Annotated in this window: 15 protein-coding genes; 9 read left to right on the forward strand and 6 right to left on the reverse strand. The window is 70.0% G+C overall.

Features of this window, described 5'->3' with window-relative positions; translation table 11 throughout:
- From AC5P1C_RS10430 to AC5P1C_RS10450, 5 genes are all read left to right on the forward strand, one after another.
- The gene (locus AC5P1C_RS10430) at positions 1–261 is read left to right on the forward strand and encodes an acyl carrier protein (protein WP_493865439.1); all 261 of its coding nucleotides are present in this window, start codon (positions 1–3) and stop codon (positions 259–261) included.
- On the forward strand, positions 258–1,436 hold the full coding sequence (locus AC5P1C_RS10435) for an acyl-CoA dehydrogenase family protein (protein WP_493865440.1): 1,179 nt from the start codon (positions 258–260) through the stop codon (positions 1,434–1,436). Before AC5P1C_RS10430 ends, AC5P1C_RS10435 begins: the two co-directional genes overlap by 4 nt.
- A complete protein-coding gene (locus tag AC5P1C_RS10440; protein WP_493865441.1) occupies positions 1,433–2,518 on the forward strand; it encodes an HAD-IIIC family phosphatase in 1,086 nt (361 codons plus the stop codon). Before AC5P1C_RS10435 ends, AC5P1C_RS10440 begins: the two co-directional genes overlap by 4 nt.
- A 56-nt stretch (positions 2,519–2,574) precedes the next feature.
- Positions 2,575–3,462 carry a 3-hydroxyacyl-CoA dehydrogenase family protein gene (locus AC5P1C_RS10445; RefSeq protein WP_493865442.1) on the forward strand — a complete coding sequence of 296 codons (888 nt, stop codon included), beginning with the start codon at positions 2,575–2,577 and terminating at the stop codon, positions 3,460–3,462.
- A 159-nt stretch (positions 3,463–3,621) separates the two neighbouring features.
- Positions 3,622–4,680, forward strand: coding sequence for a vWA domain-containing protein (locus AC5P1C_RS10450; RefSeq protein WP_493865443.1), 1,059 nt, complete (start codon positions 3,622–3,624; stop codon positions 4,678–4,680).
- Positions 4,681–4,812: 132 nt separating this feature from the next.
- Here the strand turns inward: AC5P1C_RS10450 and tpg are convergent, their stop codons facing one another.
- The 3 genes from tpg to AC5P1C_RS10465 all read right to left on the reverse strand — a co-directional run bounded on the left by tpg (position 4,813) and on the right by AC5P1C_RS10465 (position 8,586).
- On the reverse strand, positions 4,813–5,370 hold the full coding sequence (tpg, locus tag AC5P1C_RS10455) for a telomere-protecting terminal protein Tpg (RefSeq protein WP_493865444.1): 558 nt from the start codon (positions 5,368–5,370) through the stop codon (positions 4,813–4,815).
- 10 nt (positions 5,371–5,380) lie between these two features.
- On the reverse strand, positions 5,381–7,654 hold the full coding sequence (gene tap / locus AC5P1C_RS10460; RefSeq protein ID WP_493865445.1) for a telomere-associated protein Tap: 2,274 nt from the start codon (positions 7,652–7,654) through the stop codon (positions 5,381–5,383).
- Positions 7,655–7,884: 230 nt separating this feature from the next.
- On the reverse strand, positions 7,885–8,586 hold the full coding sequence (locus tag AC5P1C_RS10465) for a haloacid dehalogenase type II (protein ID WP_493865446.1): 702 nt from the start codon (positions 8,584–8,586) through the stop codon (positions 7,885–7,887).
- A 94-nt stretch (positions 8,587–8,680) separates the two neighbouring features.
- Here AC5P1C_RS10465 and AC5P1C_RS10470 point away from each other — a divergent pair, with 94 nt between their 5' ends.
- Complete coding sequence (locus AC5P1C_RS10470) at positions 8,681–9,211, forward strand: CGNR zinc finger domain-containing protein (RefSeq protein WP_493865447.1); 531 nt, start codon at positions 8,681–8,683, stop codon at positions 9,209–9,211.
- Between the two features lie 68 nt (positions 9,212–9,279).
- Complete coding sequence (gene thpR, locus AC5P1C_RS10475) at positions 9,280–9,987, forward strand: RNA 2',3'-cyclic phosphodiesterase (RefSeq protein ID WP_493865448.1); 708 nt, start codon at positions 9,280–9,282, stop codon at positions 9,985–9,987.
- Here the strand turns inward: thpR and AC5P1C_RS10480 are convergent.
- Complete coding sequence (locus tag AC5P1C_RS10480; RefSeq protein WP_493865449.1) at positions 9,951–10,571, reverse strand: CGNR zinc finger domain-containing protein; 621 nt, start codon at positions 10,569–10,571, stop codon at positions 9,951–9,953. The genes thpR and AC5P1C_RS10480 overlap by 37 nt on opposite strands.
- Before the next feature lie 150 nt (positions 10,572–10,721).
- On the opposite strand from AC5P1C_RS10480, the gene AC5P1C_RS10485 reads away from it, so the two are divergent.
- Positions 10,722–11,465, forward strand: a complete 744-nt coding sequence (locus AC5P1C_RS10485; RefSeq protein WP_493865450.1) for a metallophosphoesterase — start codon at positions 10,722–10,724, stop codon at positions 11,463–11,465.
- A 149-nt stretch (positions 11,466–11,614) separates the two neighbouring features.
- Here AC5P1C_RS10485 and AC5P1C_RS10490 read toward each other — a convergent pair whose 3' ends face one another.
- A complete protein-coding gene (locus AC5P1C_RS10490; protein WP_493865451.1) occupies positions 11,615–11,803 on the reverse strand; it encodes an antitoxin in 189 nt (62 codons plus the stop codon).
- Between the two features lie 190 nt (positions 11,804–11,993).
- On the opposite strand from AC5P1C_RS10490, the gene AC5P1C_RS10495 reads away from it, so the two are divergent.
- Positions 11,994–13,559, forward strand: coding sequence for an oleate hydratase (locus tag AC5P1C_RS10495; protein WP_493865452.1), 1,566 nt, complete (start codon positions 11,994–11,996; stop codon positions 13,557–13,559).
- A gap of 237 nt (positions 13,560–13,796) precedes the next feature.
- Here AC5P1C_RS10495 and AC5P1C_RS10500 read toward each other — a convergent pair whose 3' ends face one another.
- Positions 13,797–14,105, reverse strand: a complete 309-nt coding sequence (locus AC5P1C_RS10500; protein ID WP_493865453.1) for a hypothetical protein — start codon at positions 14,103–14,105, stop codon at positions 13,797–13,799.
- Positions 14,106–14,200 lie beyond the last annotated feature (95 nt).

Raw genomic sequence — 14,200 nt, forward strand, 5'->3', positions numbered from 1 at the left:
ATGACGACAGCACCCGCGACGACCACGATCGAGGACGTCCTGTCCTTCCTGGCTGCCGCACTCGGCACCGAAGTCGGCCCGGACGAGGACTACTTCGCCTCCGGACTCGCCGACTCGCTCTTCGCGCTGGAACTGGTCACCTTCGTGGAGCACCGCTTCCGGCTGACCGTGGAGGTCGAGGACCTGTCCATCGACAACTTCCGTACGGCCGCGCGCATCATGAGCTTCGCTCAGGCGCAGGGCGGTGCGGCGGCATCATGACGTTCGCCGCCGAGCCGACCGGCGTCCCCGACGCGGGGGAGTTCGCCGCCGCCGTCCGGGGCGAGGCCGCCGACTGGGACCGCTCGGGCGCCCTTCCCGAGCGGGTACGCAAGGCCGTCGCGCGGGCCGGGCTCTTCGGGGTCGGGCTGCCCGAGCGCTACGGCGGCGCCGGAGGCGACCCCGGCGAACTCGGCGCGGTCTGCGCCGAGATCGGCGGGGTCTGCAGTGCGCTGCGCGGCCTGCTCACGGTGCAGGAGATGGTCGCGGCGGCGCTGCTGCGCTGGGGCACGGCCGCCCAGCGCGAGCAGTGGCTGCCCCAGCTGGCCCGCGGCGACCGCTTCGCCGCCTTCGCCGCGACCGAGGCGGGGGCGGGCACGGACCTCGCCGGCGTAGGGACACGCATCGACGAGGACGGCGACCACCTGCTCGTCACCGGCCGCAAACTGTGGATCACCTTCGGCAGGACCGCCGATGTGTTCCTGGTCCTGGGCCAGATCGCCGGACGCCTCTCGGCGGTGCTCGTCGACGGAGACCGCGCCGGTGTGCACCGCGAGCCCGTCGAGGGCCAACTGGGCATGCGCGCCGCCGAGATCGCCCACGTCGGCTTCGACGCGGTACGGGTCCCGCGGGACCGCCTGGTCGGTCCGCCCGGCATGGGGCTCTCTCATGTCGTGGGCACGGCCCTCGACCACGGGCGCTACACCGTGGCCTGGGGCTGCGTCGGGATGGCCGAAGCCTGCATCGACACCGCGGCCGACCATGCGGTGCACCGCCTGCAGCGGGGCGTCGCCCTGGCCGAGCACCAGCTCGTACGCGCCGAGCTCGCCCGCGCCGCCGTCCGATCAGTCGCCGCCCGTGAACTGTGCGCCAGGGCGGGCCGGTTGCGCGGGCAGGGCGATCCGTCGGCGGTGGCGGAGACCGTGGTCGCCAAGTACGCGGCGGCCGGCGCCGCCACCGATGTCGCCGGGGCGGCCGTGCAGACCCTGGGCGCCGCGGGGATCGCGCCGGACAGCCTGGCGGGCCGGTTCTTCCGGGACGCCAAGGTGATGGAGCTCATCGAGGGCTCGCAGTTCGTGTCGGAACTCCACATCGGGGACCGGCTGTTGCGCCGCCACGGATATCGGCCCGCACCCACCGCACGTACCCGCACAGTGATCCAGGAAGGACCGCGATGACCACCCAGGCCCACCCGACCGACACCTCCACCCACACCGAGGGGCCCACGCCCGCGCCGACCGTGAAGTGCCTGGTGTGGGACCTCGACGACACCGTATGGAACGGCACCGTCCTGGAGGGCGACGCCCCCCAGCCCTTCCCCGAGGTCCTCGCCACGCTTCACGCCCTGGACGAGCGCGGCATCCTGCACGCCGCCGCGAGCCGCGGCGACCACGACACCGCCACCGCCCACCTCAAGGCACTGGGCATCGAGGAGCTGTTCACGGTCCTGGAGATCGGCTGGGGCGCCAAGTCCGATGCCGTACGCCGCGTCGCCGAGGCCCTCAACATCGGCATCGACACCGTGGCGTTCATCGACAACGACGCGGTGGAACGCGCGGAGGTGGCTGCCGCCCACCCCTCCGTCCGCGTCCACCCGGCCGAGCAGGCTGCCACGCTGCCCGAACTGACCGCCTTCCAGCCTCCGTTCGTCACCGACGAGAGCCGCGGCCGCCGCCACCTCTACCGCGGAGAGCTGCGCCGCAAGCGCGCCCAGGACAGCCACACCGGGCCCGCCAAGGACTTCCTGGCCACCCTGGGTCTGGTCCTCACCGTGCGCCCGGCGACCGAGACGGACCTCGAGCGCGCCCATGAGCTCACCGTCCGCACCCACCAGCTCAACACCACGGGCCGCACCTACGACCTGGACGAGCTGCGCGAGCTGACCTCCTCACCCTCACACCAGGTCCTGGTGGCGAGCCTGGAGGACCGCTTCGGGTCGTACGGCACGATCGGCCTCGCCCTCACCGAACTCACGGACACCGACAGCATGTTGAAGCTGCTCCTGCTTTCCTGCCGGGTCATGTCACGCGGTGTCGGCCCTGCCCTGATCGGCCACATCGTCCGGGACGCGCTCGCCGGCGGCCGCCGCCCGGTCGCGGAGTTCGTGCCCACCGAGGTGAACCGGGTGATGCTGGTCAACCTGCGCTTCAGCGGCTTCGACGTCGTCGAGCGCACCGGCGACCGGGTCCTCCTCGGCTTCGACACCGAGCAGCCGCCACCCGCCCAGGACCGTGCGGTACGCGTCGTCACCACGGCCTGATCCCACCCTTCCCACCGCCCCTCCCGACCTTTCCTCCCGCCGCCCCAGGAGATTCCGTGTCCCACGCCACCCCTCCCCCCATCCCGAGCCGTACGGTCGGCGTCGTCGGCGCAGGCACGATGGGCGTCGGCGTCGCCCACTGCCTGGCGGCCGCAGGCCATGAAGTGACCGTCGTGGACCCCGTGCCGGAGGCGCTGGCCTCCGCCCCCGAGCGGCTGCGCGCCGGACTGCGCATGGCCACCCTGCTGCGCCGCGCACCGGCCGACGGGTCCGGGCCCACGCTGCAGCGGGTGCGCTTCAGCGCCGACCTGACCGAGCTGCGCACCGCTTCATTCGTCGTCGAATGCGCCCGCGAGAGCATCCCCGTCAAGCAGGAGGTCTTCCGCTCCCTCAACGCCGTGCTGCCGGCCACCACAGTCATCGCGACCTGTACGTCCGCGATCCCGGTCGGCCTGCTCGCCGAGCACATCGACGAACCGGGCCGGGTCCTGGGCATGCACTTCATGAACCCGGCCTACGCCAAGGACTCCCTGGAGATGATCCGCGGCGACCACACCAGCGAGCAGACCCTCGACGACGCCCATGACCTGCTGCGGAGCATGAACAAGGAGGGCATCGTGGTCGGTGACGCACCCGGCTTCGTCTCCAACCGCCTGTCGCACGGCACGTACAACGACGCGGCCGGTGTGGTCCAAGCGGGCACCGCCGACGCGGCCACCGTGGACCGGCTCTTCCAGGAGTGCTTCGGCCACACCATGGGCCCGCTGCGCACCGCCGACCTGATCGGCCTGGACACCGTCGTGGACACCCTGCACGTCCTGCACGAACTCACCCGCGACGCCCGCTTCATTCCGTGCACGTTGCTCACCGACCTGGTGGCTGCGGGCCGACTCGGCCGCAAGAGCGGGCAGGGCTTCCACACGTACGCGACGGCGAAGGGCTGACGCCAACAGGCAGGCCATGGATCATCGTGGCTCACTCGCCCGTAGGTGCCGGCACCAGCCGCTCTCCGAGCCTGCGGGTGATGGCGCGTCAAAGGCCATTGTCAGTGCCTCCGCATAGAGTGAAATCACTCGGGAAGCCCTCGGAGAAGGAGCACAAACATGTCCGCCAACAGGATCCAGCACAAGGTGAATCACGTCGCGCTGGTAGTGGACTGCTCGGGATCCATGCGTCCGCACGAGAATCAACTCATCCGCGTTGTGGACGAGTTCGTAGCGGGTTTGAAGGCCGAGTCGGACAGCCTCGGCCACGAGACCCGGATAAGCCTCTACTCCTTCGACCACCGGGTGGAGAACCTGGTGTGGGACATGGACGTGAAGCACCTGCCGTCCATGCGAGGCCTCTATCAGGTCAACAATGGCGCTACGGCACTCATTGAGGCTTCAGTGAAGTCCCTGGACGACCTGGGACACATATGGGAGGAGTACGGCGAGCACAGCTTCCTCCAGATCGTCGTGACGGACGGCGAGGAGAACGCCTCCGGCGGAGACAGGCGGCACGACGGCGACATGACCATCCTCGGCCCCTGGCTCGACAGGATCGCCGCGAAGATGGGCGGGCTTCCGGGCCACTGGACCTCCGCGATCCTCGTCCCGAACTCCCTGGCCAAGCGCACCGCCCAGAACTACGGCTTCCCGGCCGGGAACATCGCCATCTGGGACGCGGATTCGCAGGAGGGCGTCGAGGAGGCGATAGGCACGGTGCGCGCTGCCGCCACGAGCTTCCTCCGGGCCCGCGAGCAGGGTGTGCGCGGAACGAAGAATCTGTTCGCCGTCGGCCAGGACATATCGGTCGACGAGGTGCGTGCGAATCTCGAACCGATTCCGGCCGACAGGTACCGACTCCTGAAGGTCGACAAAGAGGCCGAGATCCGCCCCTTCGTGGATTCACATCCGGGTGTGACGTACGAACGTGGGGCGTGCTACTACCAGTTGGGCGCACGGGCACAAGTCCAGGCGAACAAAGAAGTCATCGTGGTCGAGAAGGACACCGACCGCGCCTATACGGGCGACGCGGCGCGCAGCCTTCTGTTCGGCTCGGGAATCCAGGGAACCGTCTCCGTGAAGGCGGGAAACAATCCCAAGTTGGAGGTCTATGTGCAGAGCCGTTCGGTGAACAGGAAACTCAAGCCGAAGACGCGCCTCCTCATCATGCTCTGAGCGAAGGTCTGCATTAGCGGTTCGATCCCTACGACCCCGCTTGGGCTTGCTCCCGGCTCGACCTCTGGGCCGGGAACCGGCTCGTCCTCGTCAACTTCTCACCGCTGCTGGGCTGTCGAAGCATCGATGGGATCACAGGTCGAACTCGAGGTGTTCGATGTCCGTGAAGCGCACCTCCTCCAGGGAGCCGGCGCGGCGGCCGCTGTCCTGGAAGTAGATGTCCTTGAGTGCTTCGGCGGCGATCTCCCGGAGTTCCTGTTCGCCGGCGCCTGCTTCCTGGGCCGCGAAGAGGCGGGCCGCGTACTGCGGGGGGAGGGCCACGGTCAGGTGGCGGATACGGTCCTGGTCGGTGGAGCCGATCGGGGCGGTGTAGCCGAGGCGGGCGCGGGTGTCGATGACGATGCCGGTGGTGCTTGCCGCCTTCGCGCGGGCCTTTGCCCTCACCTGTGGCTGCCACCGTGCCTTCACTTCGCGCTCCAAGCGGGCCGCCAGGTCCGGGCGCGGCTTTTTGATCTGGTCCTTCACATACCGTTCGACGGTGCGCTGGGAGACCCGCAGCATCTGCGCGACCGCCCGGGTGCCCTTGTACTGCTTGACCAGGTAGCGCATCTGGGCACCCGCGCTCTTGGGCACAGGGCGGGTGAACACCTTCTGCACCGCCTCGTCCAGGCCATCCCCGAACAGACTCATCGAGGTCTACCTACTCTCCGTTGTCCTGGCCGGTGACGGTCCCGTCCTTGATGTACCGCGCGAGGTTGAGCTCCGGGGCCTCGAACTGCTCGCGGACGCCCTCGCCCCACAACACGCTCTGGGTACCCTCCCACTTGACCAGGCCGGGGTTCACCCCGAGCTTGAAGCCGCCCGGCAGCGGCTTGCCCTCCCGATAGGGCAGGAAGTCCAGTGGCGAGGGTCCGTCCGCCGCGTACACGGCGCAGTCGGACAGGACTGCGACCGGGTACTGGCCGGTGAACGCCGCGTGCTTGACGATCTTGCGGTGCATGTTGATCCGCGTACGGGAGATGACCGCGGCGCGGATGTCGGGGCGCCAGGTCGGGCGGGACAGGGCCCGCCACGGCTGGCCCGGCTTCCAGCCCTCACCGCGCGGGCGCTCGCGCAGCTTGCCGAGGCCGCCCTTCACGGTGGCCTTGATCGCGGACACCACGACGGCCAGCTCCGGGTCGCGCTTCCGGTAGCCGTCCATCGCCGCCAGGAACTCCTCGGGGCTCAGGTCGGCGCCCACTCCGAGGTCGGCCATCGTCGCGAGGTAGGCATCGCGCAGGCGGCTGTACCAGCCGTCCAGGTAGCGGCCGTTGTCATACCGCACATACGCCTCGAGCGGAGCGACGTCGTAGCCCAGCTCCTGGGCGTAGGCGATGGTCGGCGTCGCATACCAGGCCGGGCCCTCCGGGCGGGTGCCCTTCGGCGTGAACGGGCTGGGCAGGAGGCCCCCGTCCAACTCCACCCATTCCTTGCCCGACTTCACGCGGGACAGGTCGACGTGGGACAAGTCGACCAGCCAGCTCCCCGGCAGCTTCGGGTCGAACACCGGCTGGCTGACGTGGGTCGGCGCACCGAGGCCGACGATCAGTCCGTTGGCTCCGGCGGCGAAGGCCATGTTCACGTCGATGCCCACCAAGTGGCGGCGCAGGCACTCGTCGTCCGTGAGCGGACGCGCCCAGTCGTACGCCTCCTCGAAGATCTTCTCCTCCGGACCGCGGACGTGGAAACGGGGCAGCTCGGCGAGCATCGGATGCCCGTCGGGTGCCTCGCACGGCGCCGGGTCGACCGGTTCCTTCCCCAGGGAGCCGGGGTTGCGCTCCGAGTGGCGCTTGCCGTCCGGGCCCGGCGCGGACGCGCGGGTCGGCGGGTGCAGGGCTGTCATCAGTTCCAGCCCCGTGACGGCGGTGGAGCCGCGGGGCGTCATCACCCGGGTTGCGTACGTGCCGAGGAGCTGGGCGAGGTCCGCCGGTGGGAGCTGCTCCGTATGGGCCCAGTGCCGGGTGTCCAGCGCGCCCCAGGACGGGATGCACAGCTGCACGCAGTGGCGTTCCTGACCCTGCGCGGGCCGGTAGATGCGCGCCCACGGCCCGAACCCGCGCTTGGTCAACTGCCAATCGGCGCGGGCCAGTTGCCGGATGACCTTGTGCCCCTCCGGGATCCTCCCCGCGAGCCTCTCCTCGTCGGTGAGCGTGGCGGGCAGGCCGTAGCGCTCCAAGGCGGCTTCGGTGAGCACGAGCAGCGGGTCGGCGTCCTTGCCCGGACCGGCGAGCTTGGGCTGGCCCAGCCTGGCTTCCTTGAGCGTCCATTCGATCAGGGCCGGGACGGACTTGGCCGGCACGGTCTGGACCAGGCCGTCGACGCAGTACGCGTGCGCCTCGCCGTCCTCGACATCAACGACCGCCAGCGGCCCGTTCTCGAAGCGGGGGTCGGCAGCGTCAGGTCGAGGGCTCTTCGCGATCTGACGCGCGGTCTCCTTCGCCGTCTTCTTCGCCGTCGTCTTCGCAGCCGGGCGATGCGGCGCCTGCCGGGCGCGACCTGTTTCGGGGCGCGGCTCGGCGGCAGGGGTGGTGTCGGGCCGGACGTCCTGCGGCTCTGCTGCCGGCGCGGGAGCGGACGTCGGTTCGGCGATCGCGCCTTCCTGCGTCGGTGCCGCCTGGCCGGGAGAACCGGTGGACGTGGCCGACGCCGCCTCGGGCGCAGGCGTCGGCGCGACCTCGGACGGGGCCGGGGCCGGATAGAGCTCCGCGAGCTGGTTCAGCAGCCGCGCGTACGCGTCGCGTTCCGGTCCGCGCGGCTCGGTGCGCGTCTTGCTCGACTCCCAGCCGCTCACCGTCGCACGGCGCACCTGGAGTGCCGAGGCCACTTGCTCCAGGGTCAGACCGTGTGCCTGGCGCAGCCGCTTGCGCTCCGACGGCGACGGCAGTGAAGCACGGGATGCGATCAGCGCATCAACCGCGTCGAACAGCTCGGACATCAAGCACCTCCTGGGGCCACCCTAGCCCCCGAACCGTACAGTTCACGTACACGACACCGTACAGATGGCGCACGAAGACGTACAAAGGTCCCACCACCACGCCCCGCGGGCCACCTCATCCTGACCCGACACCGACGAAAGGATCCCACCAGCACCAACCGGCCCTCGCCCCACAGCACCGGCGAGCGAGCGCCCGCCCCGGACGGCACTGGCATTGAGCGCACCGGCGCCTATACCGCCAGTGCGGCAGCCAGCTCATCCAGACTCTCCACCCGCCAGTTGAACGCATCGGTGGAGCTCGGCGGGTCCCCAACCGGACGCTGAACGTAGGCCGTTCGCATGCCCACCGCCTGAGCCCCCCTCAGATCCCAGGCATGGGCGGCGACCATCAGCACGCGCTCGGAGGGGCATCCCGCTGCCTCGACGGCAAGGCGGTACACCTCCGCGGCAGGCTTGTAGGCCCGCACATCCTCGCCCGAGAGCGCCTCGTGCCACCGCAGTCCCGCATAGGCGTTCACACGCAACAGGCTCGCGCGGCTGGCATGCGAGAGCCCGAGCACAGGGAAGTGCCGCGCCACGCGCGCGAGTCCGGCAACGGAGTCGCCCCAGGGGCTGAGGCGCTGTGCGGCGGCGGCCAGCCGTCCGACCGCCGCCGGATCACGCAGACCGGCGCACTCGGCCACCCGTTGGGCCGCCTCCCGGTCGAGGACCTCACTGTTGGCGTACGCCCGGTCCCCCTCCCCCATACGCCGCTGCTCACGCTCCACATGCCGGTACCACACCGCGAGCAGTTCATCCACGGACATCCCGCCGGACGCGTCGTCAGACGCGGCCAACGCCTCACCGAAGGCGGCCCGCAGCCCACCCGACTCGTCCACCATCGTTCCCAGCACATCGAAGACGACCACTTCGACTCCGCACACACCAGACATCAGCTCTCCTCCTCGTGGCGGCCGGACAAATGCGTCACCGGTTAAACCGGTGACGAGTCTTGCCCACCGCTCCGTCACCGGTCAAGATGGTGACGTGCACTTCGCCTTTGTGAGCGGCAACCCCGCCCTGGACCTCGTCGCCACCGTGGAATCACGCCACGACCAGCCCCACGACCTCCTGGCCACCCCCTCCGACGTCGAGCAATGGGTCCTGGCCTGCGACGAACTGCCCGACCAGGTGACCGCCGACCCCGCCGGCCTCGCCTCCGCCCTGCGTCTGCGCGAAGCCATCCACCGGCTCGCCCTCGACCGCATGCACGCCCGCCGCTACACGCCCGCCGACCTGGCCACCCTTCATCACGCCGCCGACGGGCCGCCGCTCACCCTGCGCCTCAGCGATACCGGCCTCCACCTCACCGGAGACCTCCCAGCCGCGCTGGCCCACGTCGCCCGCAGCGCGATCACCCTGCTCGCCGACCACGACGCGTGCCTCAAGGAATGCGGCCGCCCCAGCTGCACCCGCCTCTACGTCGACCGCTCCCGCGGCACACGCCGGACCTGGTGCGGCATGCAGGCTTGCGGCAACCGCGTCAAAGCAGCCGCCTACCGAGCCCGCAAGCGCTGACGCCACGACAGGAGGCGGAAGGCACCCCCGACCGAAGCCCGGCGTGGGGTGGATAAACATCCACCTGGATGCGGGTCCTCCCAGCTGGATGCGGTACGAAGGCTTCTGTGGACGTACAGATTCAGCCCGCGACCGTTCGCGTGTTCATCGCTCTCGCCCCGCCCGACGACGCGAAGCAGGAACTGGCGGCGGCCCTTTCCCCCGCCTACCAAGCCCACCCACGGATGCGGTGGAACCGCATCGAGGACTGGCACATCACCCTGGCGTTCCTCGGCGAGGTCTCCGTCGCGGCGGTTCCGCTCCTGCGTACGCCGCTCGCGCGCCTCGCGGGCGCCCGCGGCCCTCTCACCTTGGCCCTGCGCGGTGGCGGGCACTTCGACGAGCGTGTGCTGTGGAGCGGGATCGACGGAGACCTCGACGAGTTGCGTCTGCTCGCCACCGAGGTGCGTGCCGTGGCCGACGACTGCGGGATCGCTCATGCGAGTCGGCCGTTCCGTCCGCATCTGACGCTGGCCCGCGCCCGCCGGGACACCCCGTCGTGCGTGGTGGAAGCCGCCGCCGGGCTCACCGGGTTCACCGGCCGCCCGTGGCAGGCCGAGCGCCTGCACCTGGTCGCCAGCAACATCGGCCGCGGCCCCGGGCCCATCCACTACCGCGACGTCGGCGCCTGGAAGTTCGCCGGCCCGGACTCGTCCACGCTTGCCGGGGACAGCCAGCACCGCGGCGACGCCGAGCAGCGTCACGACGGCGCGGAGCCGCCCTCAGGTGCCGCGTGATGGCGCCGGTAGTGGCGGGCCGCGCGAGCCCGGTTGCCGCATGAGGCCTTGCACCACTCCTGCCGGCCGTGGCTCTTGACGAAATAGCGCACACATCGAGGTGCCGTGCAGGCGCGCAGCTGCTCGCGCTGCGGGCCGGTCAGAAAGTCGACCGCGGCTCGGGCCAGGGTCGCGACGAGACCGATACGCGGATCGCTCTGCGCCGATAGGAGCCGTGCAGCGGGGGCTCCTTCGTGGGGCCACTCCAACTGCGGGGCGACGAGTTCCCGGGCGGCGACCGTGTTCAGGCGGGCGAGCGCGTCGGCTGCGGGCATCAGGTGGCGGGCGTCCGCCGGGCTGGGCGGCGCGGGGCTCACCGCGCGCGCGAACAACGCCCGTACCGCGCCCCGCAGTTCGATGATCTCCTGCCTGAGGACGTCGTCCGCCGTGAGCTTCCCTGCCGCCCGGATGTGGAGGGGGAGCAGGCCGTCCTGCGCATGGATCCAGCGGGTGACGTCCTCGACGGTGGTCAGGTCGTCGGCGACGCCGCCGTCCCCGTCATGGCGGATCGTGCTCGCCAGTTCCAGTGCCAGCCAGCGCTCCACAGCGTGTCTCCTTCGCCCTCCGCGCCCTTCCGGACCCGCCGTCAACCTCTTGATCGCATCCTCGGGACACTCTAGGGTCCCTAACGGAAAACCGAGAATTTCCGTTAGAGACACGAGGCGGGGATCCCGCCGCCCGAAGGAGACCGAGCGATGACCGCGCTGCTTGCCCACATCAGCGACCTGCACCTGGACGGCAGCGACAGGTCGACCCGGCGCGCCACACAGGTCATGGACCATCTGCGCGCCATGCCCCATCCCGTCGACGCGGTGCTCGTCACCGGAGACATCGCCGACCACGGGGACGAGGCCGAGTACGAGGAGGCGGCCCAGATCCTGGCCGCCCCCTTCCCGGTCCTCTCCTGCCCCGGCAACCACGACGCGCGTGCCGCCTACCGCAAGGCCCTGCTCGGCCAGGCGTCCGACGACAGCCCCATCAACCAGGTCCACCACGTCGCAGGCACCGCCATCCTGATGTGCGACTCCACGATTCCCGGCCGCGACGAAGGGCACCTCGACGAGGCGACACTCGCGTGGATGGACTCCACCCTGGCCGCGCTGCCCCGCGACACCCCCGCGCTGATCGCCTTCCACCAGCCGCCCGTCGACCTGCACCACCCGCTGCCCGACGCTCACCGCCTCCAGCACCCCGACCAGCTCGCCGCCCTGCTCGAAGCGCACCCGCAGGTGGCCGCCGTCCTCACCGGCCACGCCCACACCGCGGCCGCCACGACCTTCGCCGCGCGCCCCCTGATCGTCGGACCCGCCATCACCTGGACGCTGCGCATGCCCTGGGAGGGAGACAAGCCCGCGGACCGTGACCAGCCCCCGGGCCTCGCCTTCCACCTCCTGGACGACGACCACCGCCTGACGACCCATTTCCGGGTCGTTCTCTGAACGGCTCGTTGCATCCGAAGCCCTTGCCAAGCGTGCTGAAAGCAGAGTGCCCCGCCCCCGGCATCAACGGGGGCGGGGCAGCAGCGCTGCAGCCACAGCGCGGATGGAAGTGCCCAGGCTAGCCGCGGGCACTGACAATCACAGGCCGCTCACGGCTGCGGAGGCCGGTCCTGATCCCGGCCGAGCTGGTCCTTCAGCTTGTCCTGGGCGGTGTCGACCTGGCCGGAGTACTTCCCCTGGGTCTTCCCGTCGACGAAGTCGCCCGCCTTGTCGATTCCCTGCCCGGCCTTGTCCTCGTGGCCCTTGAGCATCTGCTTGAGCTTGTCCATGACTGACATGGGCAACCGCCTCTCTGTGTCGCCCCCACCAACCAGGCTCACACCACAGGGCGTGATCCGCATCCGCTGGCCCGCCCCACCGCCTCTAGCTGCGGTAACCCGTTCGATCGCCCCCGGCTGCACCGGCCGGTGCATGGCCCGAAGCTGAGGGCGCGGGGACCCCGGCGTACGAATCGGAAAGAAGGCGTTCATGGCGAAGGCGTATCTGGTGGGCAGCGGAATCGCTTCCCTGTCGGCGGCGGCGTTCCTGATCCGCGAGGGCGGATTCGTGGGATCGGACATCGTCGTGCTGGAGGAGCAGGACCGTAAGGGCGGCAGTCTCGACGCCTCCGGATCACCCGAGACCGGATACACCATGCGCGGCGGCCGAATGTTCGAGATCCACTTCGACTGCACCTATGACCTGCTCGGCTCGATCCCTTCCCTCGACGATCCCTCCAAGTCGGTCACCGAGGACACCTTCGCCTTCCACGAGGACTTCGCCTGGGACGACCACGCCCGGCTCGTCGACGCATCGGGCAAGGTGATCGACTCGCACTCGATGGGCTTCTCGGAACGTGACCGTCTCGAACTGGTCAAGTGCGTCGGCACCCCCGAGAAGCTCCTCGACGGAAAGCGCATCACCGACTGCTTCAGCCCAGAGTTCTTCCACACGAACTTCTGGTGGATGTGGTGCACCACCTTCGCCTTCGAACCGTGGCACAGCGCGATCGAGTTCCGCCGCTATCTCAACCGCTTCGTCCACCTCTTCAAGACCTTCGACTCCATGTCCGGGATCTACCGGACCCGCTTCAACCAGTACGACTCCATCGTTCGCCCGCTGCTGAAGTGGCTGACCGACCAGGGCGTGACCGTGCAACTCGGCACGACCGTCACCGATTTGGCGCTGGCCGACGGCGACGGGCTCACCGTCGAGGCCCTCAGCTGCACGCGGGGCGGTCGGACCGAGGAGATCACACTCGCCCCCGACGACCTCGTCATGGTCACCAACGGCTCGATGACGGCCGGTTCGACCCTCGGGTCCACCGACTCCGTGCCCGATCTGGACACCTCGGGAGGCGATGGGGCCTGGCGCCTGTGGGAGAGCCTCGCGGCCAAGCGGTCGGGGCTCGGCAGGCCGGGGGTCTTCAACTCATCGATCCCGCAGTCCACTTGGGAGTCCTTCACGGTGACGATCAAGGACCCCACCTTCTTCAAGCTGATGGAGAAGTTCAGCGGCAGTGAGGCAGGCAAGGGCGGTCTCATCACCTTCAAGGACTCCAAGTGGCTGCTCACCATCGTCCTCAACCACCAGCCGCACTTCCATGACCAGCCCGAGGACACGTACGTCTGGTGGGGCTACGCCCTCTTCCCGGACGAGCAGGGCGACTTCGTCCGCAAGCCGATGCGCGAGTGCACCGGCCGGGAGATCCTCGACGAGGTCCTGCACCACCTGCGCTTCGAGGAGGGTCCGCAGATCCTCGACCACTCGATCGTCCTTCCGGCCCTGATGCCGTACATCACCAGCCAGTTCCTGGTCCGCAGTGCGGGCGACCGGCCCCCGGTCGTGCCGGAGGGCTCCACCAACCTCGCCTTCATCGGGCAGTACGCCGAGGTTCCCGACGACGTGGTGTTCACGGTCGAATACTCCGTACGCACCGCGTGGACGGCCGTCGCGCAGTTGCTCGGGCTCGAGAAGCAGCCCCCGCCCGTCTACAAGGGCGGGCACGACCCGAAGGTACTGGTCGAGGCGTTGCAGACCATGCACAGGCACTGACGCCGCCCGACACGCACCGTCGAGCGACGACGGGGATGTAGAGCTGCCGGTCAAGCTCGCGGACGCGGTCGAGCAGATCCTTGGGGCCGGTCGGGCGCCACAGGGTCGTCGTCGCGGGCCGGCTGGTCATGAGGAACCCCCCGCTGCGTCGGAGGCCGCCGAAGCGGCTGGTCAGGAGGTGGACGGTAGCGGCCCGCCAAGCGTGCGGGCCGAGGCGTTTCGTGGGTGCGGTCGGCGTCAGCCGCCGTCGCACCTGAGGTCGGCGGGCCGCATGTAGCCGAGCTGCTGGCCGTTGTCGGTGCGCGAGACCTGCCACAGGGCGTCCGCGCCCTGGCGGGTGCCGTTCACCGGGATGCCGGGATCGAGATGGCCGACGATCTCGGTCCATGGGTTGTCCCCGGCGTAGATCGGGGCGTCGGCGTGAGTGGCGAAGCACGTGCCGCCGGCTGAGGCGGTGGAGCCGAACAGCGGGAGGCTCAGCAGGCTCAAGGTCAGCAGGGCACCGAGGCGGGCCAGGTTCCTGCGGAACTGTCGGGCACGGAACATGTGGGTCCTCCGAGTGTGGGCGAGTGCTCCACGTGTTCCTCCGGGGCGTGTGATGGCCGCGGGGCCGGCACGTAGCTGTTCCGGCCCCGCTGCCT

This window comes from Streptomyces sp. A18 (assembly GCF_059026065.1).

Coding starts and splice junctions, on each gene's coding strand:
- tpg (WP_493865444.1), bottom strand. CDS start 5,370: ATGAGTCTGTTCGGGGATGGCCTGGACGAGGCGGTGCAGAAGGTGTTC.
- AC5P1C_RS10495 (WP_493865452.1), top strand. CDS start 11,994: ATGGCGAAGGCGTATCTGGTGGGCAGCGGAATCGCTTCCCTGTCGGCG.
- AC5P1C_RS10440 (WP_493865441.1), top strand. CDS start 1,433: ATGACCACCCAGGCCCACCCGACCGACACCTCCACCCACACCGAGGGG.
- AC5P1C_RS10430 (WP_493865439.1), top strand. CDS start 1: ATGACGACAGCACCCGCGACGACCACGATCGAGGACGTCCTGTCCTTC.
- AC5P1C_RS10485 (WP_493865450.1), top strand. CDS start 10,722: ATGACCGCGCTGCTTGCCCACATCAGCGACCTGCACCTGGACGGCAGC.
- AC5P1C_RS10465 (WP_493865446.1), bottom strand. CDS start 8,586: ATGTCTGGTGTGTGCGGAGTCGAAGTGGTCGTCTTCGATGTGCTGGGA.
- AC5P1C_RS10450 (WP_493865443.1), top strand. CDS start 3,622: ATGTCCGCCAACAGGATCCAGCACAAGGTGAATCACGTCGCGCTGGTA.
- AC5P1C_RS10500 (WP_493865453.1), bottom strand. CDS start 14,105: ATGTTCCGTGCCCGACAGTTCCGCAGGAACCTGGCCCGCCTCGGTGCC.
- AC5P1C_RS10435 (WP_493865440.1), top strand. CDS start 258: ATGACGTTCGCCGCCGAGCCGACCGGCGTCCCCGACGCGGGGGAGTTC.
- thpR (WP_493865448.1), top strand. CDS start 9,280: ATGCGGGTCCTCCCAGCTGGATGCGGTACGAAGGCTTCTGTGGACGTA.
- AC5P1C_RS10490 (WP_493865451.1), bottom strand. CDS start 11,803: ATGTCAGTCATGGACAAGCTCAAGCAGATGCTCAAGGGCCACGAGGAC.
- tap (WP_493865445.1), bottom strand. CDS start 7,654: ATGTCCGAGCTGTTCGACGCGGTTGATGCGCTGATCGCATCCCGTGCT.